Annotated in this window: 14 protein-coding genes; 8 read left to right on the plus strand and 6 right to left on the minus strand. The window is 62.4% G+C overall.

Going from position 1 to position 26142, the window contains the following annotated elements:
- Positions 1-736: 736 nt before the first annotated feature.
- Positions 737-11383, plus strand: a complete 10647-nt coding sequence (locus tag LA321_RS15200; RefSeq protein ID WP_042071481.1) for a retention module-containing protein — start codon at positions 737-739, stop codon at positions 11381-11383.
- A 106-nt stretch (positions 11384-11489) separates the two neighbouring features.
- Here the strand turns inward: LA321_RS15200 and glpC are convergent, their stop codons facing one another.
- The 4 genes from glpC to LA321_RS15220 all read right to left on the minus strand — a co-directional run bounded on the left by glpC (position 11490) and on the right by LA321_RS15220 (position 16361).
- Positions 11490-12692 (minus strand): anaerobic glycerol-3-phosphate dehydrogenase subunit GlpC, encoded by a 1203-nt coding sequence (gene glpC, locus LA321_RS15205; RefSeq protein WP_042071479.1) that lies wholly within the window; start codon positions 12690-12692, stop codon positions 11490-11492.
- A gap of 51 nt (positions 12693-12743) precedes the next feature.
- Positions 12744-14009, minus strand: coding sequence for a glycerol-3-phosphate dehydrogenase subunit GlpB (gene glpB / locus LA321_RS15210; protein ID WP_026457404.1), 1266 nt, complete (start codon positions 14007-14009; stop codon positions 12744-12746).
- Complete coding sequence (glpA, locus tag LA321_RS15215; RefSeq protein WP_042071477.1) at positions 13999-15672, minus strand: anaerobic glycerol-3-phosphate dehydrogenase subunit A; 1674 nt, start codon at positions 15670-15672, stop codon at positions 13999-14001. Before glpA ends, glpB begins: the two co-directional genes overlap by 11 nt.
- Positions 15673-15905: 233 nt before the next feature.
- Positions 15906-16361, minus strand: a complete 456-nt coding sequence (locus LA321_RS15220) for a YchJ family protein (RefSeq protein ID WP_082043407.1) — start codon at positions 16359-16361, stop codon at positions 15906-15908.
- 143 nt (positions 16362-16504) lie between these two features.
- Here LA321_RS15220 and LA321_RS15225 point away from each other — a divergent pair, with 143 nt between their 5' ends.
- From LA321_RS15225 to LA321_RS15240, 4 genes are all read left to right on the plus strand, one after another.
- On the plus strand, positions 16505-18172 hold the full coding sequence (locus LA321_RS15225) for a methyl-accepting chemotaxis protein (RefSeq protein WP_042028852.1): 1668 nt from the start codon (positions 16505-16507) through the stop codon (positions 18170-18172).
- 127 nt (positions 18173-18299) lie between these two features.
- Positions 18300-19499, plus strand: coding sequence for an ROK family transcriptional regulator (locus LA321_RS15230; RefSeq protein ID WP_042071475.1), 1200 nt, complete (start codon positions 18300-18302; stop codon positions 19497-19499).
- A gap of 115 nt (positions 19500-19614) precedes the next feature.
- Complete coding sequence (locus LA321_RS15235) at positions 19615-20361, plus strand: tRNA-uridine aminocarboxypropyltransferase (protein WP_042071473.1); 747 nt, start codon at positions 19615-19617, stop codon at positions 20359-20361.
- Between the two features lie 195 nt (positions 20362-20556).
- On the plus strand, positions 20557-21336 hold the full coding sequence (locus LA321_RS15240) for a TSUP family transporter (protein ID WP_042071471.1): 780 nt from the start codon (positions 20557-20559) through the stop codon (positions 21334-21336).
- On the opposite strand, the gene LA321_RS15245 is transcribed toward LA321_RS15240, so the two are convergent.
- Both LA321_RS15245 and LA321_RS15250 read right to left on the minus strand, forming a co-directional pair.
- Positions 21330-22211 carry a LysR family transcriptional regulator gene (locus LA321_RS15245; protein WP_042071468.1) on the minus strand — a complete coding sequence of 294 codons (882 nt, stop codon included), beginning with the start codon at positions 22209-22211 and terminating at the stop codon, positions 21330-21332. The genes LA321_RS15240 and LA321_RS15245 overlap by 7 nt on opposite strands.
- Before the next feature lie 57 nt (positions 22212-22268).
- Positions 22269-23180, minus strand: coding sequence for a DMT family transporter (locus LA321_RS15250; RefSeq protein ID WP_042071466.1), 912 nt, complete (start codon positions 23178-23180; stop codon positions 22269-22271).
- Positions 23181-23351: 171 nt separating this feature from the next.
- Between LA321_RS15250 and LA321_RS15255 the strand changes: the two genes are divergently transcribed.
- The 3 genes from LA321_RS15255 (at position 23352) to LA321_RS15260 (ending at position 26128) form a co-directional block, all read left to right on the plus strand.
- Positions 23352-24236: a helix-turn-helix domain-containing protein gene (locus tag LA321_RS15255; protein ID WP_026457359.1), complete on the plus strand. Its 885-nt coding sequence runs from the start codon at positions 23352-23354 to the stop codon at positions 24234-24236.
- Positions 24237-24287: 51 nt separating this feature from the next.
- Complete coding sequence (locus tag LA321_RS20230; RefSeq protein ID WP_267884098.1) at positions 24288-24410, plus strand: hypothetical protein; 123 nt, start codon at positions 24288-24290, stop codon at positions 24408-24410.
- A 77-nt stretch (positions 24411-24487) separates the two neighbouring features.
- The gene (locus LA321_RS15260) at positions 24488-26128 is read left to right on the plus strand and encodes an ATP-dependent endonuclease (RefSeq protein ID WP_042071463.1); all 1641 of its coding nucleotides are present in this window, start codon (positions 24488-24490) and stop codon (positions 26126-26128) included.
- Positions 26129-26142: the final 14 nt, after the last annotated feature.

Raw genomic sequence — 26142 nt, forward strand, 5'->3', positions numbered from 1 at the left:
AATGTCTTGGTGCGGTCTGACCCGTTCCATCTTGTTGCGTGGACATCAACACCCGCAGGGCGCGGGAGTGGGCAGACCAATCTCTTGTTGACGGTGAATAAACCGATTTTTTATGCGATTGCTCGCCGAATACATTACCAAATAGGTATAGGCAATGATGATTTATCGGGAGTGGGTTTGCGCTAGATCAATCGTCGCGGGAGGCAATCGGTCGAAATGAGATCTCGGTTAAATTTTTGCTGGAAACTCCATGGCATGTCAGGCGTTTACCAGCGCTGGTGGTGAAGGCCCAGGGGCCGATCAGGGGCACTCGTTTTCTGAGTCACACGACTCTAATGTGGCTTTGACACTCTTGCCAGGCTGGATTGCCAATCTCCGCTTGTGGTTTATTTATTCATTTTTAGGTGGATGAGACCCAAATTGGCCATGGTGGAGACGGGTTGAAACAGCACTATCTTCAAGCATTGGACGCCTGGAATCTGGCCTCTCTGACGACAAATATGATCGCATGGCAATGAATAGTTCAGTCAGTAATGGCACGCTAAATGTGCCATTTGAGGCTTGTGTGGTAGTTCAAGGTCCCTCATATGCACAACATAGTAAGTAACGGCCATTTTTTAGGGGTTTATGTCGAAAATAGTGAAAAGAAGCGTGATGGCGATTGCTTTATGATCGCTCACCAGATGAGCACCCTGTTAACACCCGTGTGCTTGATTCCATTCTTGCCGGAGGTGGTATGGCAGAGTTGCAAATTGAAAAATCCACGGTGATCGCTCGAGTCGAGGGCCCCGCGTTTGTCATCAGTGCAGATGGTTCTGTCACACCAGCCAAGGCCGGGATGGCGCTGGTTCCCGGTGATCGCCTGCAAACGGCGCAAGGGGCGCAGGTCGAGATGGCCGACCCCGAAGTGCCACAGGCCAGTGCCGACGCCGCCGCAGTCAACGGCAACGAGCAGCCGCTGGATCCGGATCTCGCCTCGTTGCAAGAGGCCATTCGTCAGGGGATAGACCCGACGCAACAGTTTCAGGAGACGGCTGCGGGCAATGCCGCCGCAGGGGCTGGCAATGCCGGCGGGGTTGCTGGCTCCAGCCAGGGTGGCTTCGTGATCGTCGATCGCACCAATGATGCCACCCTGGCCGAGGCCGGATTCGATACGGGTCATGGGGCCCGTATTGCGACCGATGAGCTGCTTTTTTCCGAGGCGCGCGATTTCTTCGCGGCCATCACCATCACAGAACCCCAGACCGACGACAACATCATCAACGGCGCCGAAGCGACCGGGGTCATTATCCGCGGTACGGTGGACGACGTAGAGGTTGGCCAGCCGGTGACCGTGACCCTGACTGATCAGGCGGGTAACTCGCTGACGGTGACCACGGTTGTACTGCCCGGGTTGGTTTGGGAGGCCAACTTTGGCGATCTGACCGGCAAGTTGGTGGATGGCCCGCTCACCATACAGGCGGACACCCAGGATGTATCGGGCAACCGTGCCAGCGATCTCGGCCAGACTCTGCTCGATACCATCACCACCATTACCCTGGATCTGGCGGACGAGAGTGACACGGGCGCCAGCCAGACCGACGATCTGACTCGCGACAATACGCCACTGTTGCAAGGCAAGGGGGAGCCCGGCGCTACCGTGACTCTCTCTCTTGGCGGCAATGTACTCACCGTGCTGACAGTAGATGCGGCGGGCAACTGGCAGTACCAGATCCCCAATACTCTGGCCGATGGCGAGCATGCCTTTGAGGTCAATGCGGTGGACATCGCCGGCAACCGGGCCAGCGATACCCTGACCGTGACCGTCGACACCCGGGCCGGCATCGATATCGACGATCTCGACACGGGGCTTATTCTGGGTCAGGGCGGTGTCACCCTGAGCGGAACCACCACGGAAGTGGAAGCCGGTCAAAGCGTCACCATCACCCTCATCGGCCAGAGTGGCGAGACGCTTTTGAGCGGCAGCGCCCTGGTGGACAGTGACGGGCGCTGGCAACTCGCGGGCCTGGATCTCTCCGGCATTACCGGATCCTATGAGGTGCGCGCCGAGGTGACCGATCTGGCGGGAAACCGGGTGATAGATGGTGCTCCCCTTATCGGGCAGAGCGATACCCTGACTCTTTCCGAGGCGGAACTGGCCAAAGGGCCCGTCAGCGCCACCGGCTCCCTGCATACCGGCGCCGGCCTGGATGGCAACCTGCAGGTCGGGTTTGCCGTCGATCAGAGCGCCCTTGATGGACTGGGCCTCAGCAGCCATGGCTCACCCCTGAGCTATCAGACCAGCGGCCAGACCCTCACGGCCAGTGCCGCCGGGGTCACCGTCTTTACCCTGACGTTGGCCAATGACGGCAGCTATCGCATCGTCTGGAACCAGAGCCTGGATCACGGCCAGGACAACCTGAGCCTGCCTTTCAACCTCGAGTATCGCGACAGCGACGGGGATCTGGTTCGCGCCACCCTTAATGTCAATCTGGTGGACAGCACGCCCCCCGATTTTACCCTGCCATCCATCACCCTGACCGAGGATGCCTTTACCGACGCCGGGGCCGTGGTGGGGCAGAGCCACTTTGTGGTTGGCCACCAGGCCGACCCCCTGCTGGCGGACTCCGTCATCTTCGCCAATCAGGGCGATACCCTGACGCGCCTCAACGGCAGCGGCATGAGCAGCGACGGCCATGCTCTCACCTTTGAATTTTCCGGGGATCGCCTGCTGACCGGCTACTACCTGGATGGCAATGGCAAGCGGGTCGAGGTGCTCAAGGCCGAGCTGAGCGCCAGTCAGTCCGGCAGCGATGTCGATGGCACTGTGACCGTCTCCCTGACCGGCCCGCTGGATCATCAGGGGAGCGATGCGATCTCATTGGGGTTCACCGTGTCGGCCAAAGAGATAGATGGGGACGAGACCCGCGCCGATCTGGTAGTGACCGTCAACGATGGTGTCGACCCGAGTCTTGGCATCGACAGTGGTGTGACGCTGCAAGAGGGGTCGGCAGGTCAGACTCTGGATGGTCAGCTGCCGGTTAATGTGGGCAGCGATCGCCTGGTCTCCCTCAACTTCGAGGCAAGCCAACCCGGGCTCGACGGCCTCACCAGCGGCGGCAAGCCGACCAGTTACCAGGTGAGCGACAGCGTTATTACCCTGCTGGATGCGGGGGGCAAGACCATATTGACCGTTACCCTGGATCTCGATGGCAAGTACCATCTCCGGCTCGATGGTGTGCTGGATCAGCCGGTGGGTACCAACAGCGTCAACCTGGGGTTGCAGGTGCAGGGCTGTGACTTTGACGGGGACAAGAGCAACCTCGGCACCCTCAATATCCATATTACGGATGGCGCCTTGCCCCAGGTCGATCCGGTCTCCCTGACTTTGACGGAAGACAGCGACTGGAGCGCGACCCAAACCCTTTCGGGGGATCTCAATATCACTGCGGGCAGCGATCCGCTCAGCAGCATCACCTTCGATGCCAGCCAGCCCGGGCTGCAGGGGTTGACCTCCGGCAAGCAGAGCGTCGCCGTTACGGTGGCAGACCACCTGATCGAAGGGCGCACGCCAGATGGCCAGCTGGTGTTCACACTCACCCTCGGCAACGACGGCAAATATAACTTCACCCTCCATCAGCCACTCGATCAGGGCAGTGCAGACAGCCTGCTTAAAGCCGCGTTTACCCTGCTCGACAGCGACGGTGATACCGTCTCCTCCAGCTTGAGCGTCGCCATCGGCGATGGGGCCAATCCGGTGATCAGCGCCGTGACCGGCACCGCCATCACAGAGATGGCGCAAGGGGAGGCCGCCGCCGTCAGCACCATGAGCTTTACCGTGAGCCACGGTTCTGATGCCTTGGCGCGCGATAGTCTCAAGTTCGATATCGCGGCCATTCAAAGCAGCCTGGATAGCAAGTACAGCAGCCACGGCAGTCCAGTCACCTTCACCCTGGATGCCAACGGCGATCTGGTGGGCACCAGTGCGGACGGTCGCGAGGTATTGCGGGCCGAGCTCGATCTGGTGGAGAGCAATGGCAACTGGAGCGTCACCAGTAAAGTCACCCTGAGCGGCGAGCTGGATCATCAGGGGAGCGAGTCTCTTGACTTGCCGCTGGCGGTGACGCTCACGGATAAAGATGGCGACAGGGTCTCTACCCAGTTGCCACTGGTCATCAAGGATGGTGGTGCCCCCGCCTTTGTCGCGGGTCCAGGCGTGAGTCTGGATGAGGGCAACCTCGATGGTCACAATCCTCTCACCGGCACGGGCCAGTTCCAGATCAGCGCCGGTTCGGATCGAGTGAGCGAGGTGTCGTTTGCCGATCCTTCCGAACAACCGGCGTTGACCGCCCTGGGTCAACCGGTGAAATACGAACTGGTGGATGGGGATCCTGCCATCCCGGGCAGCCAGCTCCTCAAGGGTTATGTGGAGGTGGCTGGTCAGCGAATCGAGGTGCTGCAGGTGGAACTTGCCGGCAAGCTCGACAACGCCGCCAGCAACGGTTTTGACTACAAGGTGACCCTGTTCGAAGGGGTACATCAGAGCGCTGGCAATGCCACCGAGCTGCCGTTCAAGGTCAACGTCGTCGACAGCGACAAGGGATCTGGCAACAACGACAGCACCACGGGCACCCTCAATGTCAGCATTTCGGAAGGGGACAAGCCGACCTTGACCCTTACCGGCGTGACTCTGGAAGAAGGACGCTTTGATGGCGTCAACTCGAGCGCGGATGATCAGCAGGATACTGGCAAGATCACCATCAAGGCGGATTCCGATCCGGTGACGGATGTGCGCCTGACTCTCTCCGGCCAGGTGCTGGATGCCGATGGCAATCCCGTCACCCACAACGGGGAGACCCTCACCTGGCAGGAAGTGCCGGGCAGCAACGGCCACGCCTTCCAGGCGGTCACATCAGACGGCACCCTGGTGCTGAGCGTGACCCTGCCGAGCGTGCCGGGGCGCATCGAAGCCCATACCGAGGCTACCCTGGCTTATCAGGTGACGGTCCATACCAACCTGGATCACAAGGCGAGCGACACTCTCAATCTGACCCTGCCGGTACAGGTCACCGACAGCGATGGCTCGGTGATCACCGGCAGCACCACCGCCGTGATCACCGATGCCGCTGATCCCGTCATTAGCGCCATTGAGGGGGTGACCGTCAAGGAGTCGGATCTCAACGGAGGGAGTGGCCAGCATGGGGGTACCAGCCCGTCAGGCACGGGAGAGGTTGCCATCGGCCAGGTGACGATCGCCGTCGGGAGTGACAGAGTGGCCTCCCTGCAACTGGATGTGGCCCGCTTCAACGCCCTCAATACCCTCACGTCGGGAGGCAAGGCGGTCACCCTGGGCGCAGACAGCCAGCCGGGTGTCTACCTTGGCAAGGACAGCGCAGGCAAGCTCATCTTCAAGCTGACCCTGGATGTGTCCGGCCGCTACACCTTCGAGCTCACCGGCAATCTGGATCACAGTGTCCAGGGCAAGGATCTGCTGGATATCCAGCTGCCATTGCAGGCGCGGGACAGTGACGGGGACCTCAGTGCCGAAGTGATTGGCCATGTGAGCGTGCAGGACGATGTGCCCGTGGCCGTGGATGCGAGCAAGACCCTGTATGAAGGTGCGAAAGTGACCGGCGATCTTCTGGCCCCCGCCAGTGAGGGGGCGGACGATGCGGTGGTGAGATCGGTGACCATCAATGGCACCGAACACCCCATCGCCGCCAGCGGTAACACCACCATTGCGGTTACCGACAGTACAGGGCAAATCATCGGTACCCTGGTGATCAAGGCTGAGGGTAACTACAGCTTCACTGCGAAATCCGGCATCGATCACAGCAACAGTACCCTGGTGCAGCAGATAGCGTTCCATCTGGTGGATGGGGATGGGGACACCGATGATGGGGTATTGACCCTGACCATCAAGGACGAGGCGGGCAAGCTCACCGTGAGCGCGGTCACCGGCCAGGAGGATGCTGGGGCGAGCGATCCGGGACAGGGTATCCCCATCACCATGAATCTGGATGTGGGGGATTTCGATCGGGGTGAGCATGTGGAGCAGTTGCTTATCCAGGCGCCAGCCAATGCCCAGGGCACCTTCTATTTCAACGGCGTCGCACTGACCACCATCACCCAGGGTGGCAAGACCTGGTATCAGGTGCCGCCCGCGGCCATGGTGGCGGTGGCCAACACCGATGACAAGTTCCAGCTCACCGGTGTCACCTTCGTGCCAAACCACGACTACTCGAGCTACAACAACGGAGGCAGTCCGTTGAGTTTCCCGGTCAAGTTGCAGGTAGGTGTCACCGAGGGGAGCAAGCCTCCGGTGCTAAACGGCAATCTGGACATCACGGTACAGGGCATTGCCGACAAGCCGGTATGGGATGGCAGTAGCGACAAGCACTACAGCATCAATGAGGATGGCAGTGGCGTTGCCCTCAACGTGCATGCCAACCTCACCGACATCGATGGCTCCGAGACCCTGAGCTACCAGATCGAGTGGGCCTCCGGCCAGGGCACCCTGACCCTGAATGGCAAGGTGCTCCAGCCGGGCAGCAACGGCCTCTATACGGTGGCCGGTGGCGACATCAACAAGGTGACCGTGGTGCCCGGCAAGGACTACAGCGGTGACATCAAGCTGGTGGTGACCCCGGTGAGCACGGAGAAGACCCCGGTGGTGACCGGCAAGGAGACGGCCCTCGGCGATCCGCTGGAGGTGGTGATCAACGTCAATCCGCTGGCCGATGACGCCAAGCTGACGGTGCGCGAGATCCAGGGCAAGGAAGACACCCAGCTCAACCTTGGCAGCAAGATAGTGCTCGGCCATCTGGGAGACACCACAGATGGCTCCGAGCAGCTGTTCGTGCGCATCAGCGGCCTGCCCGCCGGTGCCACCCTGCTGCTCGGCGGGGTGGCGGTCACCCTGGATGCCAACGGCTATTACGAGGTGCCCTATGACCGCATCAATGACCTCAAGCTGCAGCCGCCCAAAAACAGCAACGTCGATTTCGATCTCACCATCAAGGGGGTGGTGAAGGACACCGCCATCCTGACCGACGCCAACGGCCAGATTCATACTGTGGTCAACGAGAAGGAGACCGGCAGCCAGAGCCTGCACGTGGATCTGGTCGGGGTCGTGGATAAACCGCATTTTGACCTCAATACCACGGACTGGACCCAGGAGGGCGACGGTTACACCATCACCATCAAGGAAGATGGCCAGGCGCCGCTCGACTTTCGGCTGGAGTCAGGGGAGAAGGTTGACACGCCGCTGGACACCTCGGAGACCCTCAATCTGGTGCTGGAAGGCTTGCCGGCCGGGGCCAAGGTATTTGACGGCAGCGGCAAGGAGCTGACCCTGACTTTCGCCGGGCTTGATGGCCAGGGTAATCCCCTCTATCAGGTGAATGTGTCATCCCTTGGCAATCTGCAGATCCAGCCGCCCGCCAACAGCACCGCCGATATTCACCTTATCGGCCACGTGGTAGTGACCGAAAACGACGGGGATCACAAGCGCTTCGATGTGCCGCTCACCATCAAGGTGGAGCCCGAGATCGATGCCGGCGACTATGCCAAGACCAGCCATGGCCTGGAAGATGAATTTGTGGTGCTGAACTGGCATCCCGACCTGAGCGACAGCGCCGAGCATGTCACTCGACTCAGCCTTTCCGGCATCGAACCCGGTTATGAAATCTGGATCCGGGTGGGCGGGGTCGAGACCCAGTTGACCGTGAACGGTGGCGCCGTGGACTTGAGCGACGCCGAGCTGCAAAACCTGCTCAATGGCGGCCAGCTGTTGGTCAAAGCCCCCGAAGACAGCGACAGGGACACCCGCATCCAGAGCCATGTCACCATCACCCAGCATGATGTGGACTCCAGTGCCACGGTTCAGAAGGTGATCGATGGCACCCTGCACGTGGATATTCGGGCTGTGGTGGAGCCCGATGGCCAGCTGGTGCAAACCGGCCAGCTGGATAGCCAGGACGGGCATGATATCCCGCTCAAGGACGTGTTCACCTTCGAGGATCTCGATCCCGGCAGCAGTGAGGTCATCGACTATCTGGTCATCAGCGACTTGCCGCCGGGCTTTGTGGTGGTGGGGGGCATCAGCGATGGCAAGGGCAACTGGACAGTGCCGAACAGCGCTCTTGGCAGCTATGCGCTGCACGCGCCGGACGGTTTTACCGGTACCGTCACCTTCAAGGTCAGCGCCAGGGTGCTCGATCTTGGCGACAACGGCGAGGGGGATATCAGTGTGCCTGTGTACCGGGAGCTCAACAGCAGCGCCGAGTTCCATGTCGCGAGCAACGGCAGTCAGGTGGCCGCGACTATCGATTTTGACAACACCAAACCCATCACGGGTGTCGAAGACCACAGCGTCGATTTTGGCGCCCAGCTGAGGCAACTGGTGACCCTGGGCGACACGGACAACGGCGATGACGAGCTCAGCATCGTCATCACCGGTTTGCCAGCCGGCGTCAATGTGCAGGGGCTCACCTTTGACTTTGTCAACGGCGAGTATCTGATCAAATTACCTAATGGCCTGAGCGATCTCGACAGCCTGACCATGACCCTGCCAGAGGACTACGCCGGTGATGGCCTGCATTTCAATGTGCGGCTGGTCAACACGGATACGGTGAGTGGCGACACCAAGGTGGTGGAGAAGGACGTGTCGCTCTCCATCACCCCCGAGGTGGACGTCAACGGTGGTCGTGATGGCATGCCGAGCCTGCAGCTGGATGTGAACGGCGGCGGCCAGCCGGACAATCTGGAAGACACCGAGATCCACCTCGATCTTTCGGTGAAACTCGCCGATATCAGCCCTTCGGTGACCGATGGAGGTCTCGAGACGGTGGAGCGGGTGACGGTGACCGTCGATGCCAGGTACGGCCACTTCCTCGATGGTAACGGCAATTCCGTCCAGTCGCTGGTGGTGGATGCCAACGGCCTCAAGGATCTGGTGTTTGTACCCAAAGAGCACTTCAGCGGTCAGGTGCCGCTCGCGGTGACGGTGGATATTCTCGACACCGCCACCACGGGCACGGATCGCGGCAGTTGGAGTGGCCAGGTGAACTTCGAGGTCAAGCCGGTCAATGATCCGGCGGCGCTCACCGTGCACGACGTGACAGGTGATGAGGATGGCAGCGTCAGCCTCGCAGGTTTCGATGCCGCCCTGGTGGACAACGATGGCTCCGAGCAGATAGTGGCGCTGCAGATCAAGGGGGTACCCGATGGCTTTACCCTCTCGGCCCCCGCGGTCAACAATGGCGGCGGCGTCTGGCAGGTGCCGGTAGGCACGGATTTCGCCAAACTGACCCTGATCCCGCCGGCGGATTTCAGCGGCAGCGTGGATCTCACCCTGAGCGCCTTTACCCTGGATCAGGGGCTCACTCTGCCCCTTGAAACCAGCGGTAGCTTCACCGTCACCGTCAACCCGGTGGGGGATCCCATCGTCGCCGATATTCAGGACAAGGCGAGCGGCACGGAAGGGGACGTGATCACCCTGAACCTGGGGCTGGAGACCCGGGATACCCAGGCCACCGGTGGCAGTGCCGGCAATGTGCACGAAAACGGGTCGGAGCAGGTACGCGTGACCCTCGAAGGGGTGCCGGGCGGTGCAGAGGTGCGTCTGCCAAACGGGGTTGCCGGCACTGTGGTGGATCTCGGGGGCGGCGTCTGGCAGATCACCACGGATGGCGGCAAGCTCGATGCGGTGGAGCTGGTGACCAACGACGCCAACGGCGCTGTGGATCTTAAGGTGACGGCCCAGAGTCTGGACAACGGCGCCCTCGGCCCCGAGGTGGGCGGCAACATCCATCTGGATATCAGTCCGGTCAACGATGCGCCGGTCAATGTGCTGCCGACGGATCCCCAGGTAGCGCAGGAGGATACCCCCTTTGTCATCCGGGGGCTGCAGGTTAAGGATGTGGATGCGGGTAACAGCCCTATCGAGGTGCGCCTCTCGGTCGAACACGGCACCCTCAACCTGCCGGCAGGCAGCGGGGTGACCGTGGTCGGCAATGGCACCGGCTCTTTGGTGCTGACCGGCACCCTGGCCGATCTTAACGCCTTGCTCAGTGGTGGTGTGACCTATCAAGGCATCCAAGACTTCAATGGCCAGGATCGGCTTACCATGGTCACCGATGATCTTGGCAACACCGGCAGTGGCGGGCCCTTGAGCGATACCGATGTCTTGCCCATCGAGGTGCAGGCGGTCAACGATGCCCCGGTCAACCAGGTGCCGGCCAGTCTGTCGGTCAAAGAGGATGGCGCTCTCTCCCTCTCCGGCATCAGCGTGAAGGATGTGGATGCGGGCAGCGCCCCCATCTCCATGACGCTGCGGGTCGAGCATGGCATCCTGACCCTGCTGGGAGCGGCTGGCGCCGTCTCGGTGCAGGGGGCGGGGAGCAACGAAATCCTCCTGGTGGGGTCCTTGAGCGACATCAACCAGCTACTCGACAGCCAGCTGCACTATGAGCCGGCGGCGGATTTCTGGGGCCAGGACAACCTCACCATCACCACCTCGGATCAGGGCAACACCGGGCTTGGCGGTGCCATGAGCGACACGGATCAGGTCCCCATCACGGTGACGGCCGAGCCGGATATGCCGACCCTGACCGTGGGAGCCCACGAGATCATCGCCCTGCAGGGGGCGGTGATCCCCCTTGGCCTCAACGCCAGCGTGGTAAACCCGGTGGACGGCGAGCTCGCCATTCGCATCAGCGGCCTGGGCAGCGCCCAGGTACAGGACGAACAGGGCCAGACGGTCGGTCAGGCCGACGGTCAGGGGGATTGGCTGATCCCCGGGGATCACTCGGTGCCGCTCTACCTGAGCGGCCTGACGGCGGGGGATCAGGTGCTGGGAGTCAGCGCCGAGTCCACTGCGGGTGGCACCACCCTTGGCACCCAGCTCGACACCATCACCATCCATACCCAGAGTGGCCATGAGCTGCTGGGCTCGGCTCAGGGGGACTGGTTGTTCGGTGCCTCCGGCGATGATCGCCTGCTGGGTGGACAGGGCAATGATATCCTCACCGGGGGGGCTGGCAGTGATCTCTTCGTCTGGCAGAAGGGGGATGAGGGGAGCGCCAGCCTGCCCGCCATCGACACCATCACCGACTTCCATCCGGAGGAGGGGGACAGGATCGATCTGGCGGACATGCTGAGCGGAGTCAGCAGCAACAGTGTCGATGGCCTGCTTGGCCACCTCTCGGCCTCGGTGACGGCTGGCAGCAATGGCCTCAGCGATGTGAATCTCTCGGTCTCGCCGGCCGGGGATGGCCAGGTAACCCAGCAGATCACCTTGAAGGATGTGGATCTCGGTAACTGGGGTCTGACGGGGACAACGTCCCACGACATCCTGCAGAACATGCTGGATAACCATAGCCTGATCACCCAGCACCCCTGAGCGAGGGTGCGGCCATAAAAAGAGCCGGCAAGTGCCGGCTCTTTTTTTATCTTTTTGATCTTCTTGGTTTTCTCTTTGTCTGACTTATTGAGTATCTTATCGTCCGTCAGGCCAGCGCCTGAGCCAGCAGATGGATGGGATGCTCGCAGCGAAACGCCGTGCTCATCTCGATCTGCCACTTGCAGGTTTCGCAGTCGGTGATGACCAGATCCGGTCTCAGGCGGTTTATCTGATCAAACAGCCCCTCGCCGATGGTCTGGCTGGTTTCGTAGTTCTCCGACTTGAAGCCGTAGGTGCCGGCGATGCCGCAGCACTGGGACTCCAGCACGGTCACCTTGACCCCCGGGATGGCACGCAGCAATTCGAGTGTGTAGATGACGCCCCCCATTTTCTCCATGTGGCAGGGGGTGTGGTAGGCGATGTGCAGCCCGAGCGGCTTCATGGCCGGCTTGTTGCCCTTGTAGAACTCGTTCCACAGGAAGCGGGTCACCAGGGAGATGCGATCGCGTACCTTGTGGTTGTCCTGCTCCAGCAGGTGGGGGTATTCATCCCGCAGGGTGAAGCCGCAGGTGGAGGAGGTGGTGAGCAGCGGCATCTCGTTGCCAAGCAGGCTGTTTTCCAGCTGCTTGATGTTGAAGGCCGCCTGCTGTTTGGCCTTGTCCATGAAGCCGTTGGCAATCAGCGGCACGCCGCAGCACTTCTCTCGCTCGAGCAGTTGCACGCCGATATTCATGGCGTTGAGCACCTGCACCAGCTCCTTGCCGAGCTGAGGGTGGTTGTAGTTCACGTAGCAGCCGTGGAAGTAGGCGACCTGGCGCGCAAAGCTGGCCTGGGTCTCCTTCTGCTTCTTGTACCAGCCGCGGAAGGTACCCTGGGAGTATTTGGGCAAGGAACGGTGGGAGGAGACCCCGAGCGCTTTGTCCAGCACCAGCTTCATCGGCTTGAGGCCGGTGGTGAAGTTGACGACTGGGGCCATCAGGGTGGACATGCTGCCCATCAGATCGGTGTGGGAGAGCACGAACTCGCGGATCCCGGGTTTGAAGCCGCTGTATTGATGCTTGGCCTTGGCGATGATGTCGCCGATGCGCACGCCGCTCGGGCAGGCCACCTCGCAGCGTTTGCAGTTGGTGCAGTACTTGAGGGCGCTGTCAAAGAGCTCGGGGCTCTTGATCCGCAGCCGCTCCCCATCCGGCCCCGCCTGCTTGGGGCCCGGGTAGGCAGGGTTGGCCTTGGCCACCGGACAGTAGGCGGTACAGACGGTGCATTTGATGCACTGATCGAAAGTTTGGTTGGCGTGATCCAGTAGCATGTCAGTTCTCCTCCCGTCGAGTTTGAAGGCACGGGATATGGGGCGAAATCATCATTGGGCTGAACTCAAAATGTGGCCGGCGGCTTGCCAGCCGGTGGCAACCGCGACACCTGAACCTGACCCCTCCTTGATGGGGTCATAGTGCGCCAGTACGCTGCCCGCCCCATAGAGGTTGGCGAGCGGCTTGCCGCCGCGCAGTACCCGCAACATTTCGTCGGTCTTGACCCCGAAGCCCATGAAGGGATGGTGGTCAAACAGTCGGCGACCGGCCCAGGTGTCGCGCTCTTCGAGGCTCAATACGTCGGCATCAAAGATGGGCTCGCGAATGCCGCGCAGGCGCGACTCCAGCCCGCGGCTGAAGAAGCTGCCGGAGGCGAGCACGAAGTTGTCCGCCTCGAACAGCTGATCATCGCCGTTCTGGGTGTGCACGCCGACGACACGGTTGCCCTCGTAGCGGGCGCCCAGCACCCGCTCGCTGGTAAGGAAGGTGCCACCAAGGGCGATGAAGCGGCGTTTGAGGGCCTCTTGCATCCGCATGCCGATGAGTGATGGCGGCATGGTGGCAACCTCCCGGATGGTGCAGCCGGTGCGCTTTTCCAGATCGCTCAGGCGCGGGCCGACCAGCCCCAGCGACAGACAGGCGGGCAGTACGATATGGCGGCAGCCGGGTTCGCCGCACTCCATCACCATGCGGCTGATCTCGCGGGCCAGATCCGCCAGCAGATGGTGCTTGTCGCACAGGCGGGCGATGTCGGCGGAGCGAAACTCGTGGGGATTGCGGCTGAACTCGGCCAGCTGGGGAATGCGAATTTCACCGGTCAGGATGCGGCAGTGAGCGAAGCGGGGGTGGGTCGCGAGATTTGCCGCCGCCAGCGCCGGGTGAAAGTCGCGAAAACCCTCCAGGGTGGCCAGCAGCAGGGTATCCGGCACGGGGGCATCGGTGACGCAGGCGCAGGTCTCGGGGGAGAGCCAGGTGGATTTCAGGGTGCCGATGGGGGTCAGGCGCTGGTGGTTCTGCTCCTGGCGAAACAGCGACAACCCCTCTTCTGCGCAGTGGCGCTGCAGATCGGCGAGGCTCGCCTCGATATGGGTCATCCCCACCTTGCCATAGGGGTGATGAGGGTTGGCAGCCATGAAGGCGGGCAGGGCGGCGCGGGGATCCCCCTCGCTCTCCAGCAGATCCACCGAGCCGGAGGAAAAATGCAGGGCACTCTGGCCGGAAGCCATCAGCAGCGCCTTCTGGCCAGCCTCGGCCAGACGCAGGGCCGCCGAGAGGCCCGCCATGCCGCCGCCAATCACTATGGTGTCAAATTTCATGGGGCGTCTCCTCGATTGTCTCTGTGGCATGGCTCTGGGGGGCGGCGTCGCTCACCAGACGGGGCGTCGTCCATTCACTCAGGCCAAACAAGCCTTCATAGATCCAGTAGGTAAATTCCGCTTCGCGCAGGGCATCTCCCCACAGCACGGGACGGGTACCCTTGTAGCGCTCCTCCAGGAACTGGCGCAGCATGACGCAGGCCTGGCGGCCATCGGCCTTGCCGTACTCCTGCATCAGGCCGGCGGCGCGATAGGCGCACAGCTCACCCTGGCAGGGACCCATGCCCAGACGGGTGCGACGGCGCAGATCCACCAGATTGTCCACGTCGAGCTCGCGCAGGGCGTACTCGATTTCGCCGGCGGTCACCATCTCGCATTCGCAGATAAGGGCGTTGGCCTTGGGATTGTCACGGAAGAAGGCGATGACCCGCTCGCCATGGCGATACTGGGCAGATCCTTCGGCCGGTGCCGAGAGGCCGGGGGCGGAGACCTTCTCCGGATCCCGCGAGCCGGGCAAGTTGAGCTCGGCGGTGCGGCACGGTTTGCTGTTGCCCAGTTTTTTCGCCAGCAGATCGGTGGCCCACTCCGCCATCAAGCGATAGGTCATCAGCTTGCCGCCGGTGATGGTGTTGAAGCCCTGCAGACCATCGCGCTCGGCGTGATCGAGCAGCACGATACCGCGGCTGATGTTGCGGCCCGACTCGTCACCATCCACTGCCACCAGGGGGCGCACCCCGGCGTAGGCACGCAGCAAGCGGGTGCGCGCCATGATGGGGGCAAGTTTTATCCCCTCGCGCAGCAGCACTTCCACCTCTTCGGGCTCCACGGTGAGCTGATCAATCTTGTTGTAATCGATGCGGCTTGAGGTGGTGCCGATGAGAGAGATGGTATCGCCCGGCACCAGGATGTCGGCGTCCGCCGGCTTGCGGCAGCGGTTGAGCACCAGCTGGTTGATGCGGTAATCCATGATGAGCAGGGAGCCCTTGGCCGGGAACATGCGGATGCCGAGATCGGCGTATTCGCAGATCTGCTGGCCCCAGATGCCGGCGGCGTTGATCACTTCCTGACACTCCACCTCGAATGCCTCGCCGGTGCGGGTGTTGATGGCCTTGACCCCGTGCACTCTGTCTTGGGTACGCAGCAGCCCCAGCACCTTGCTGTGGGTGAAGATGCGGGCGCCGTGCTCCTTGGCGTCGAGCACGTTGGCGGCGGCGAGGCGGAAGGGGTCGACCGTGCCGTCCGGCACCTGAACTGCCCCTATCATGGCCGGGTTGGCATTGGGTTCGAGCTGCAGCGCCTCGCGGGGATCGAGCTGACGGGTCTCGATGCCGGCCAGGGAGCAGGCGTCCATGAAGGTCTTTTGAAAGCCGATGTCATCTTCCGGCAGGGTCAGGAACAGGCCGCCGGTGTCTTCCACGCAGTGGCTGGCGATCCGCTTGAGGATGCGGTTCTCCTGAATGCACTCGCGGGCGGACTCCTGATCGGTCACCGCGTAGCGGGCACCGGAGTGGAGCAGACCGTGGTTGCGGCCGGTGGTGCCGGCGGCGATATCGTCCCGCTCAAGCAGGATGCAATCGATGCCGCGCAGCGCACAATCGCGCATGATGCCGGCGCCGGTGGCGCCGCCGCCTATGATGACGACTTGTGTGGTTATTCTTTTCATTGTGCCCGTCTCATCTCTTCCAGATGAGGCCAGTGTGGCGCACTTTTGAGTGAAAATGTTTGATGTTGGCCAAGTTAATGTTCGCAAACGCTCATGTTGATGGCCATTTATGAGCATTATGTGACAATGGTCACGCTGCAAATGTATCCCGTGTGGTGATCCCATCCGGCCAGCCAGATATGAAAAAGGGGCCTTGTTGCCCCTTGTTCTGCTTGCTCATGCTGTTTGCGTTGTCAGCCGCAGCACTTCTTGAATTTCTTGCCGCTGCCACAGGGGCAAGGATCGTTGCGCCCGACCCTTGGTTGCGCCGGATCCTGCTCGCCATCGGTATAGACCCAGCGCTCCTGGTAGCGCACGAAGCGGGATCGCTCGTGCAGGCAGTGGCGCTCATCTCCTTCCAGGAACCAGGCCTTGAACTCCACCATCCCGGTTTCATCATCCGGGCCGCCCTGGCTTGCGAGGATCTCGAGGCCATCCCAGCGGGTGTCGGTTTGGGAGAGCTCGGTCGCGGTCAGTCCATTCAGATAATCAGGGTGCCAGCTATGGACCAGATATTCCCCCAGACCCAGCACAAAGGCGCTGTAGCGCGAGCGCATCAGCTGCTCCGGGGTGTCGGCGGGGGCGCCATGGTGGAGCACACCGCAGCAGGCATCGAGAGAGAGGGTTGAACCGCAAGGACAATTGTTCATGAAAAAGGGGCTCCGGGGCCGGTAACACATCAATGGGGGCATTTTGCCAAAACCGGCGCCCGCCAACCACTTCCAATGGGGCCTGTCTACACTCTCAAGGTGGGAACACATCACTACAACAATATGTCGCAAGGATGATAAAGATGACGCTGAAACAGAAAATACTGCTGTTAGGGGCCGTGCCCGTTCTGTTGATGGCCCTGGTGGTCAACCTGAGCAATTACCTGCTGTCAAAAAGCGATCTGGAGAGCAGCCTGGTGGTTGCCAGAGAACGGGCGATGAATGAGCGCAAGGCCCTGCTCGACAGCTACATCATGCTGGCAAAAACCGCCATCGCCGATGTCTATGCCCAGCCCGATACCCCGGAGAATCGCGAGAAGGTAAAGTCCATACTGCGCCCGCTGCGCTATAACAGCGACGGCTACTTCTTCGTCTACGACTTTCAGGGCTCGGTGATACTCTTGCCCCCCCGTCCCGAGATGGAGGGCAAGAATCGCTGGCAGGACAAGGATGCCAAGGGCAAGCTGCTGATCCAGGAGATCGTCAAGGCGGCCCGTGAGGGAGATGGCTTCTCAGAATACTGGACCGCCAAGCCCTCCATCGGACGGGATGCGCCCAAGCTCTCCTACAATGTGGTGCTCGACAAATACCAGTGGATCATCGGTACCGGTTTTTATATCGACGACATCGACACCGAGCTGGCGGCGCTGCGCACCCAGCGCGAAGAGAGCATGCACGAGTCGGTGCGAAACAGCGTCTTGCTGATCCTGCTGGTGCTGGGGGTGACCCTGGCGGTGACCGTGGTGATCGGCAACCGGGTCTCCCGGCCGCTGGTGGATGCGGTCTCGGCCCTCAACGACATCGCCGACGGGGAGGGGGATCTGACCCAGCGCCTCAAGGTGCAGAGTCAGGATGAAATCGGCCAGCTGGCCACCGCCTTCAACCGCTTCGTGACCAGGATCCAGTCGGTGGTGAGCCAGGTCGGGGAGACCAGCAACCATCTCTTCGTCGCCGTCGACAAGCTGCACCATCTGAGCGAGCAGGTGGATCACCAGATGCAGGGCCACAGCCGGGAGACGGATCAGGTAGTCACCGCCGTGACCGAGATGAGCTCGACCGCCCAGGAGGTGGCGTCCAGTGCTTCCAATGCCGCCAATGCCACCAGCGATGCGGCGCGTGAATCCGATGCTGCCCGTGGTGTGGTGGGGGGGGCCATCAACAGCATCAACCGGCTGGTCGACGAGGTGCACACCGCCTCTGATGTCATCGAACAGCTGGCTCAGGAGACCGCCAAGATTGGCACTGTGGTGGAAGTGATCCGCGGCATTGCCGAGCAGACCAACTTGCTGGCCCTCAACGCGGCCATTGAGGCGGCCCGGGCGGGAGAGCAGGGGCGCGGCTTTGCGGTGGTGGCGGACGAGGTGCGCTCGCTTGCTGGCCGCACCCAGCAGAGCACCAAGGAGATCAACGAGATGTTGCAGCGGCTGCAAAGCGGCGTCAAACAGGCGGTGGAGGTGATGCAGGCGAGCGAGGACCGCAGCCAGGAGACAGTGCAGGAGGCGAGCCATATCGCGAGTTCTCTGGACAGCATGGTGTCGGCGGTCAGCACCATCAACGACATGAATATCCAGATTGCCGCGGCGGCCGAGGAGCAGCATGCGGTTTCCGAGGAGATCAACAAGAACCTGGTGGCCATCCAGCACATCGTCGGTGAGCTGGCCAACGGGGCGGAGGAGTCGAACAACACGACTCGCGAGCTGGCCGATACCGGGGACAAATTGCGCAAACTGGTCTCCCAGTTCCGTTACTGACTCTCTCTGGCCCCAAACCGGCGCCAGTTCAGGGCGGCCTGCTCCCGTGCAGGCCGCAGTTTATTTGGGAATTGGCCAATAATGTGTGAAAATCAGGGCCTTTGTTTCCGTGCTTGACCCATATCCTATGAATGAGATCGTGAAAGGCAGTATCGACTTGATCCGGCAGCTCAACTACGGCCTGGTGTATGCCAGTCTGGAAGAGCACAAGGAGCTGTCGCGCACCGATCTCTCCCGCCTGACCGGTCTCTCTCCTGCCAGCATCACCAAGATCACCCGCGAGCTGCTCGACGGCGGTCTGGTGGTACCCTGTGGCGAGAGCTCGGTGGGGCGGGGTCGACGCCAGACCCTGCTGCGCATCAACGAGCGCCGCTTCCAGTTTCTCTCCATGCGTCTCGGGCGTGGCTACGTGGACATGGCGTTGTTCGACTTCACCGGCCGCTCCCTGGCCCGCCAGCGCCATCTCTTCAGCGAGGAGGAGCGCGGCGATCTGCTGGGCAGTCTGGTGCATGCCATCAAGGCGTTTCTGCCCAAAAAGGCCCTGAGCCTGGCCTGCATTGCGCTTTGTCTGCCGGGGCAGGTGGAACGCCACTCCGGCATGGTCAAGCACTTCCCTTACTACGATCTGCACCACTGGCCGCTGGGGCCCACCCTGCAGGCGGCGTTCGGAGTGACCGTGCTGGTCAGCGGCGACGTGCGCACCTGGATCCAGGCCGAGCGGGAGTGGGGGGCGGCCAAGAACTGCTCCGATGCGGTGCTGGTGTTCGTCCACAACGACATCGGTGTCGGCATGGTGGTCAACGGCCAGCTTATCGAGAGCGAGAATGCGCTGCTCGGGGATCTCAGCCACCTGCAGCTCGAACCCTATGGCCAGCGCTGCTACTGCGGCGGCTTTGGCTGTGCCTGCACCCTGGTGACCAACCAGGCGCTGGAGGCGCAGTACCGGGACCTGCGCGAGCGGATGCAGGAGTACGATCTGCCCGAGAGCGTCAACATTCGCGAGCTGTGCGAGCTGGCGCTGGCGGGTAACAGCCTCTGCCAGGACATACTGCACAAGGCGGCGGGCCGCCTCTCCCGGGTGCTCTCCAACCTCATCTGCCTGCTCAATCCGGGCAAGCTGCTGCTGGGCGGGGAGATCACCCGCGCCGATCGGCTGCTGTTCCCCATGCTGCACCAGTCACTGGCCAGCCAGCTCCCCACCGACTATCTGGTGCGCCTGCAGATCGAATCCACCCACTTCTACGAAGATCCCACCAAGCCCACTTCGGTGCAGGTGCACAAGGCGCTGCGCGACGGCAGCCTCTTGCTGGAGCTGTTGCGCGGCTGAAAAGCAGACAGAACGGCAGGGAGTGCTGTTCTGAGACCGCACAACTGGGTACAATCCTGCGCTTTTCGGGGGGCCTGCGCGGCCCTCTGTATGTGACTCCATTCAGTGAAGCAAGATGACCCCTGTTCCCGATCATGCCGTCAATCGCCTGCGGGCCTGGCGCAAGAGTATCTCTACCCGACCGTTTCTCGCCCGTGGCGGCACCTTGCCCCGCTGTCCTGCCTGCCAGCTGCGTCATGACTGGTGTGCCTGCGCCTGGCGCCCCGAGTTCAAAGCCGAGGCCGGCTTCTGCCTGCTGATGTACGACAGCGAGCCGATGAAGCCCTCCAACACGGGGCGTCTTATTGCCGATGTGCTGCCGGACTCCACCTGGGCCTTTCTCTGGTCCCGCACCCAGCCTCATCCCGAGCTGCTGGCCCTGCTGGCGGATCCCGCCTGGCAGCCCTATGTGGTGTTCCCCGATTGCGAGAAAGATCCGGCGCGGGTGACCGGAGAGGTGGTTTTGGCTCCTGGCAAGAAGCCGCTCTTCATCCTGCTCGACGGCACCTGGCCCGAGGCGCGCAAGATGTTCAACAAGAGCCCCTATCTGGACGGCTTCCCCGTGCTTGCCATCAGGCCGGATGCGCTCTCCACCTATGGTATGCGGGTGGCCAACTGCGACGAACACCTCTGCACCGCCGAGGTGGCGGCCTGCGTGCTGGAGGTGGCGGGCCAGCCCGCGGTGGGTCAGGCGCTGCAGCTCTGGTTCAATCTGTTCAGCAGCCGCTACATGGCGGGGCGGGTGAGCCGCGCTCCCGGCGAGGATGAAGCCCCCCTGCTGCAGGCCCTGTCGGCCATAAGGGAGAGGATGCAGGAGCCATAAGGCCACCGCAGCCAGCCATGGGGCAGGGAATATATTGATGAAAATCAGGAATGAGTTGTCTGACACTGTTTCGTTAGATTCATGGACTCACCCTCGCTAGGATAGCGTCCTGTACCCAGTATCTGGCGGGTCGCCACGCCAAACACCCTTTGTCCGGCGCCGTGGCGCTCACTCATCATCTCACGAGGTCTAAGGATGGAATTGGAACTGTTAACCCTGGTCGCCCTGTTTGGCGTGGCCCTTGTCGCCGGCTTTATCGATGCCATCGCCGGAGGCGGCGGACTGCTGACGGTGCCCGCCCTGCTGGCCACCGGCATGCCGCCGGCCCTGGTGCTTGGCACCAACAAGCTGCAGAGCAGTTTCGGTTCCTTCTCCGCCACCTGGTTTTACGCCCGTCGGGGGCTGCTGGAGTGGTCCATGATCTGGCCTGCGGTGATCTGCACCTTCATCGGGGCGGCGGTGGGCACGTTGGCGGTGCAGACCATAGATGCCGCTGTGTTGGAGCGGCTGCTGCCCTTCCTGCTGATGGCATTTGCCTGCTACTTCCTCTTCTCTCCCAGGGTGAGCGATGCGGAGAGTACCCGCAGGCTCACTCCCATGGTGTTTGCCCTGCTGGTGGGGGGCGGGGTCGGTTTTTATGACGGCTTCTTCGGGCCCGGCACCGGGTCATTCTTTGCCATCGGCTTCGTGGCGCTGGCCGGTTTTGGCATGGCGCGGGCCACGGCGCACACCAAGCTGCTCAACTTCACCTCCAACATCGCCTCTCTGCTGTTCTTTGCCCTGGGGGGCAAGGTGGTGTGGAGCGTCGGCTTTACCATGGCCCTTGGTCAGTTCATCGGCGCCCGTTTCGGCTCCAAGATGGTGCTGCAAAAAGGGGTGAAGCTGATCAAGCCCCTGCTGGTCACCGTCTCTCTGCTGATGTCTGTCAAACTGGTCTGGAGCCAGTATCCCGAGCTGTTCGCCTGGGTCTATTGAATCACCCCTGACATGGGTTGAAAGTGGGCGCGAAGCGCGCTCACCAGCTGGGCGATCCGTGCCCGCTTCAGGCTGTTTGGCCGGTAGATAAGGTGCAGGGGGCGTCCCAGCCCCGGCAGGGGACGTGCCTGGTGACCCTGCTCGCCCACCAGGGTCAGCAGGCCCGCCGGCAGCAGCACCGGGCCTATGCCCGCCTTGGCCAGTTCGATCAGCGCCAGATAGGAGTCGAGCTCCATGACAGGTTCCAGCCCGAGTTCAGCCAGCGGTTCGCGCAGGTAGCTGTTGGAGGGATTCTCCAGATCCATGGTCAGGATCTTGCGCATGGCTCCCGCTTCCCCATTCCCCTGATCCGGCGTTGACGCAGCTTGCTGATCGTCACCCACCAGATAGAAGGGCTCCTCCAGCAGCAGCTCGGCCCCCAGCCCGTGGCCGGGAGGCAGTCGGCCGGCGCAGATGCCAAGCAGGGCGTCGCCGCTGCGCACCCGCGCCAGGATCACCGGGGTGTGGTGGGTGGAGAGGGCGAGATGGGGATCGCGGCGCAGGTAGTCGTGCATGAAGCGGGTCAGGTAGCCCGCCAGCAGGGTCTCGGAGCAGGCGATGGGCAGCGGGGTCTGATCCGTCAGGGGCTGGTTGTCCGCCAGCACCCCCTTGATCTCCGCCAGACTCGGCGCCACCCTGGCGAGCAGTTCCAGCGCCTGCGGGGTGAGGCGAGTCTGGCGCCCGTCCGGCTCGATGAGCTTCTTGCCAAGGCGTTGCTCGAGCTGGGCGATCCGCTTGCTCACCGCCGACTGGCTGATATAGAGGCGGCTGGCCGCCTTGGCCATGGTGCCCTCGCTCGCCAGCAGACAGAGCGTCTCCAGCCCTTCCAGTAACATATCGCCTCCCGTCATCTCCGTTGGAAGGCGTTACCTTAGGGGCTGGCGGGGTCGGGATCAAGCATCCTTCACCGCCCTGGCCGGGCGCAGGCGCCACTCCCGCAGGGGCGGGGCGAAGATCACCAGGTTGCCTAGCAGGCTGATCACTACGCCCACCACAGAGATCGTCTGCCAGACGAAGCCCTCGTAGAAGGTTGAGAGGGTGAGGGCCACCAGAGGAAACAGCACGGTGGCGTAGGCCGCCTTGCTGGCGCCAATTCTGCCCACCAGGGTGAGATAAGCAGTGAAGGCGATGACTGAGCCAAACAGGGCGAGATAGACCATGGCGGCCAGATAGTGGCCATCGGTCGGGATCACCAGCGACTGGCCGAGCAGGGTGACCCAGCCCAGCAGCAGTACCACCCCGTACACCATGCCCCAGGGCACCAGCTGCAGCACGTGATAGCCCTGGCGCTGGCCTCGGGCCGACACCAGGTTGCCCAGCGAGAAGCAGAGGGTACCGCCGCAGGCCAGCAGCAATCCCTTCCAACCGTTTGCACCCAGTTGCGCATCCGCCAGCACGGGCCAGAACAGCAGCAAGGTGCCAAGCAGACCCAGCAGCGACCCCTGCAGCCAGCGCAGGCCCGGCCGCTTGCCCTCGAACAGCCAGAGATTGATCCCGTTGAAGATGCTGGCGCTGGCGAAGATCACCGCCGACAGGCCGCTCGGGATGTAGAGAGTAGCGTGGTAGAAGCAGAGAAAGTTGGTGGAGAACAGCAGAGCGCCGAGCAGGGCGGCGTAACGCTGGCCGTGCCAGGGCAGGCGCGGAAAACGGCCGCTGGCGGTGAGCAGGGCAAACAGGGCCAGCGCCGCCAGCATGAAGCGATAGAGCACCGACACCTCGATGGGGATGGGGCCGAGCTGCCAGGCGATGGCAATCCAGGTGCTGCCCCAGATAAGGACGGTGGCAAGGTAGAGCATCAGATTCATGGGGGATCCCGCTGTCAGAAGAAGTGAAGATCAGCATGACGGCCGCTCGAGGGGGCTGGCTTGCATCATCTTGCGGTTTTTCATTGCCCCTGGCTGTCATCCCGGGGCGCTGTCGGTAAGATGGGTGGCATGCGCATCGGCGCTGTGGGCTAACGAGGATAACGGGAAGAGATGAAGAGGGCTGGGGTATTCGATGCATTGGTGAGCACTGGCGCCCGGCTGGAGGATGCCTGCTGGCTGGAACCCGGCCTTGGCGTCGCCAGCTGGCGCAACTGCTACGATCAGACCCGCTACCACAAACCGGGGCACCACACGGTGAGCGTCTATCTGCAGGGGGGCGAGCAGACCGAGCGGCTCGACGGGCCTGGCGGCCACGGTGGCACCGGCAAGGTGTGCATCATGCCGGATCACCACAGATCCGAGTGGCTGGTGCGCGAGGAGTTTCGCTTCTTCCACCTCTACTTCACCCCGGCCCACCTCACCCGCATTGCCGAAGAGGTGTGTGACAAGGAGGGCCGCCATCTGCAGCTGGTGGACAAGACCTTCATCGACGATCCCCTGGCGGCGGCCCTGGTCCAGACCCAGCTGATGAAGCTGGAGTGGCAGCATGGCATCGACAAGATGGCCCTTTCCCACGGTGCCTGGATGCTGATGCTGCACGCCTACCGTCACCACACCCTGGAGGCGCCGGGCCTGCCGCCCCTGCGTGGGGGGTTGGCGCCGGCGGTGATCCGGCGGGTGCAGGAGTATCTGCTGGCTCATCTGGCCGAGCCGGTGACCCTGGCTGAGCTGGCGCAAGAGGCGGGGCTCAGCGAATACCACTTTGCCCGCATGTTTGCCCAGAGCCTGGGTTGTCCTCCCCATCGCTATCTGCTGGAGCTTAGGCTCAAGCGGGCCAAGCAGCTGCTGGCAGGGAACGAGCCCCTGGCCAGCATTGCCATCCAGTGCGGTTTCTCCTCCCAGGGTCACTTTGGCAACCGCTTTCGGGAGGCCTTTGGCCTCTCCCCCGGTCAGTGGCGGGCCCAGTTGTCATCTCCCTGTCACAGACATGCGTGAGACTCGGGGTCAGGAGAGGGGCGTTCCCTCTTCATGTTGACAGGAGTCGCCATGAATCATCGCAAACGCCAGATCCGTACCCGTCATCTGTGGTTCAATCACTGGAATGCCCCAGAGGGGCGTGTTGCCGCGCCCACCCCGCCCGAACCTGCAGTGCCTCACAGTTCCCGTTGAAAATCCCGACTCGCCGATAGGTTTTTTGCGGCAACTTTGCCACTATTGCCCCATCAGGATGAAGTGGACATGGCTGCATGTTTCTGGAACGTATTGAAGTCAAAGGATTTCGTGGCATAAATCGGCTCTCGCTCGGGCTGGATCACACCACGGTACTGATCGGCGAAAACACCTGGGGCAAATCGAGCCTGCTGCGGGCACTCTGGTGCCTGCTGGGGCAGGATGCTGAGCCCTACCAATTCACCGCCGAGGATTTTCACCAGCCGGAAGACCCCGAGCTCGAACCGGCCCGTCATTTGCAACTGGTGCTCACCTTCAGTGAGCACAGACCCCAGATGTGTCTGCATTCGCGCCGCCTGGCACGGTTGTGCCCCGCCTGGGTGCTGCACAAGGACAAGTTCAACCGCATCCACTATCGTGCCAGCGCCGAGCTGCTGGATGACGGCGCCGTGGTGACCACCCACGATTTTCTCGATGGCATCGGCAAGAGCCTGTCCATCGACAATAGCCGGGAGCTTATTTGCCTGCTCATCACCATGAACCCGGTATTTCGTCTGCGGGATGCCCGCAGCGCCCGCCACGGGGTGGAGACGCTGCAGTGGGGGGATCTGTCGGAGAACCGCCTGAGTCATCTGGCCGACAAGCTGATCGACGAGCCCCAGCGTATTGGCGAGCCCGAGCTCAAAGAGGCGCTGCAGGCGGTGCGCCAGCTGATGGATCACTACTTCAACGCCCTGGCCCCCATCAAGAAGAACAAGCCGCGCAGTCAGCGGGACATCATCAATCGCCCCATGACCTTGCGCAACCCGGGCAATTTGCACACCCTGCTGCGCCACGCCGACAACCGGGCGCTGCAACTGGCCATGGCGGGCATGGCGGCCACCCTGCTGCAGGCGCGTGGCAACCGCGAGCTGGAGGAGGGCGCGCGCCCCATCATGATCCTGGAAGATCCCGAGAGTCGCCTGCACCCCACCATGCTGGCGCTGGCCTGGGGCCTGCTGGAACAGCTGCCGGGCCAGAAACTGCTCACCACCAACTCGGGGGATCTGCTCTCCTCTCTGCCGCTCAACCAGGTGCGGCGACTGGTGCGCCGGCAGCAGGACATCGTCTGCCACCAGATTGGCGGCGAGCGCTACAGTAGCGATGATCTGCGCAAGATTGCCTTCCACGTGCGGATCAACCGCCCCATGTCGCTGTTTGCCCGCTGCTGGCTGCTGGTGGAGGGGGAGACCGAGATCTGGCTGCTCTCGGAGCTGGCCCAGATCTGTGGCTACAGCCTGCGGGCGGAAGGAGTGCGGATCATCGAGTTTGCCCAGTGCGGCCAGTCACCGCTTATCAAGGTGGCCCGCGACTTTGGCATTGAGTGGCATCTGCTCACCGACGGCGACGAGGCGGGGGTCAAGTATGCCACCTCGGCCCGCTCGCTGCTCAAGGGGGAGCGGGAGCGGGATCGCCTGACCCAGCTGCCGGCGGCGGATATAGAGCACTACCTCTATCACAACGGCTTTGAGGGGGTGTTTCGTCGCGAAGCGGGGGTGGGCGGGCGTACCATGCTGAGTGCCAGCCACATCATCAGCAAGGCGATCCACAAGCGCAGCAAGCCGGGTATGGCGCTGGCGGTGGTGGAGGAGGCAGAGCGGCTCGGTGCCGATCACATACCGCCAGTGCTGCGCCAGATGTTTTCCCGGGTGGTGGCGCTGGCTCGCGGCCAGGGCTAAGGCCGTACACCTCC

It is taken from the genome of Aeromonas enteropelogenes, from assembly GCF_020097295.1.
Classification (GTDB): Bacteria; Pseudomonadota; Gammaproteobacteria; order Enterobacterales; family Aeromonadaceae; genus Aeromonas; species Aeromonas enteropelogenes.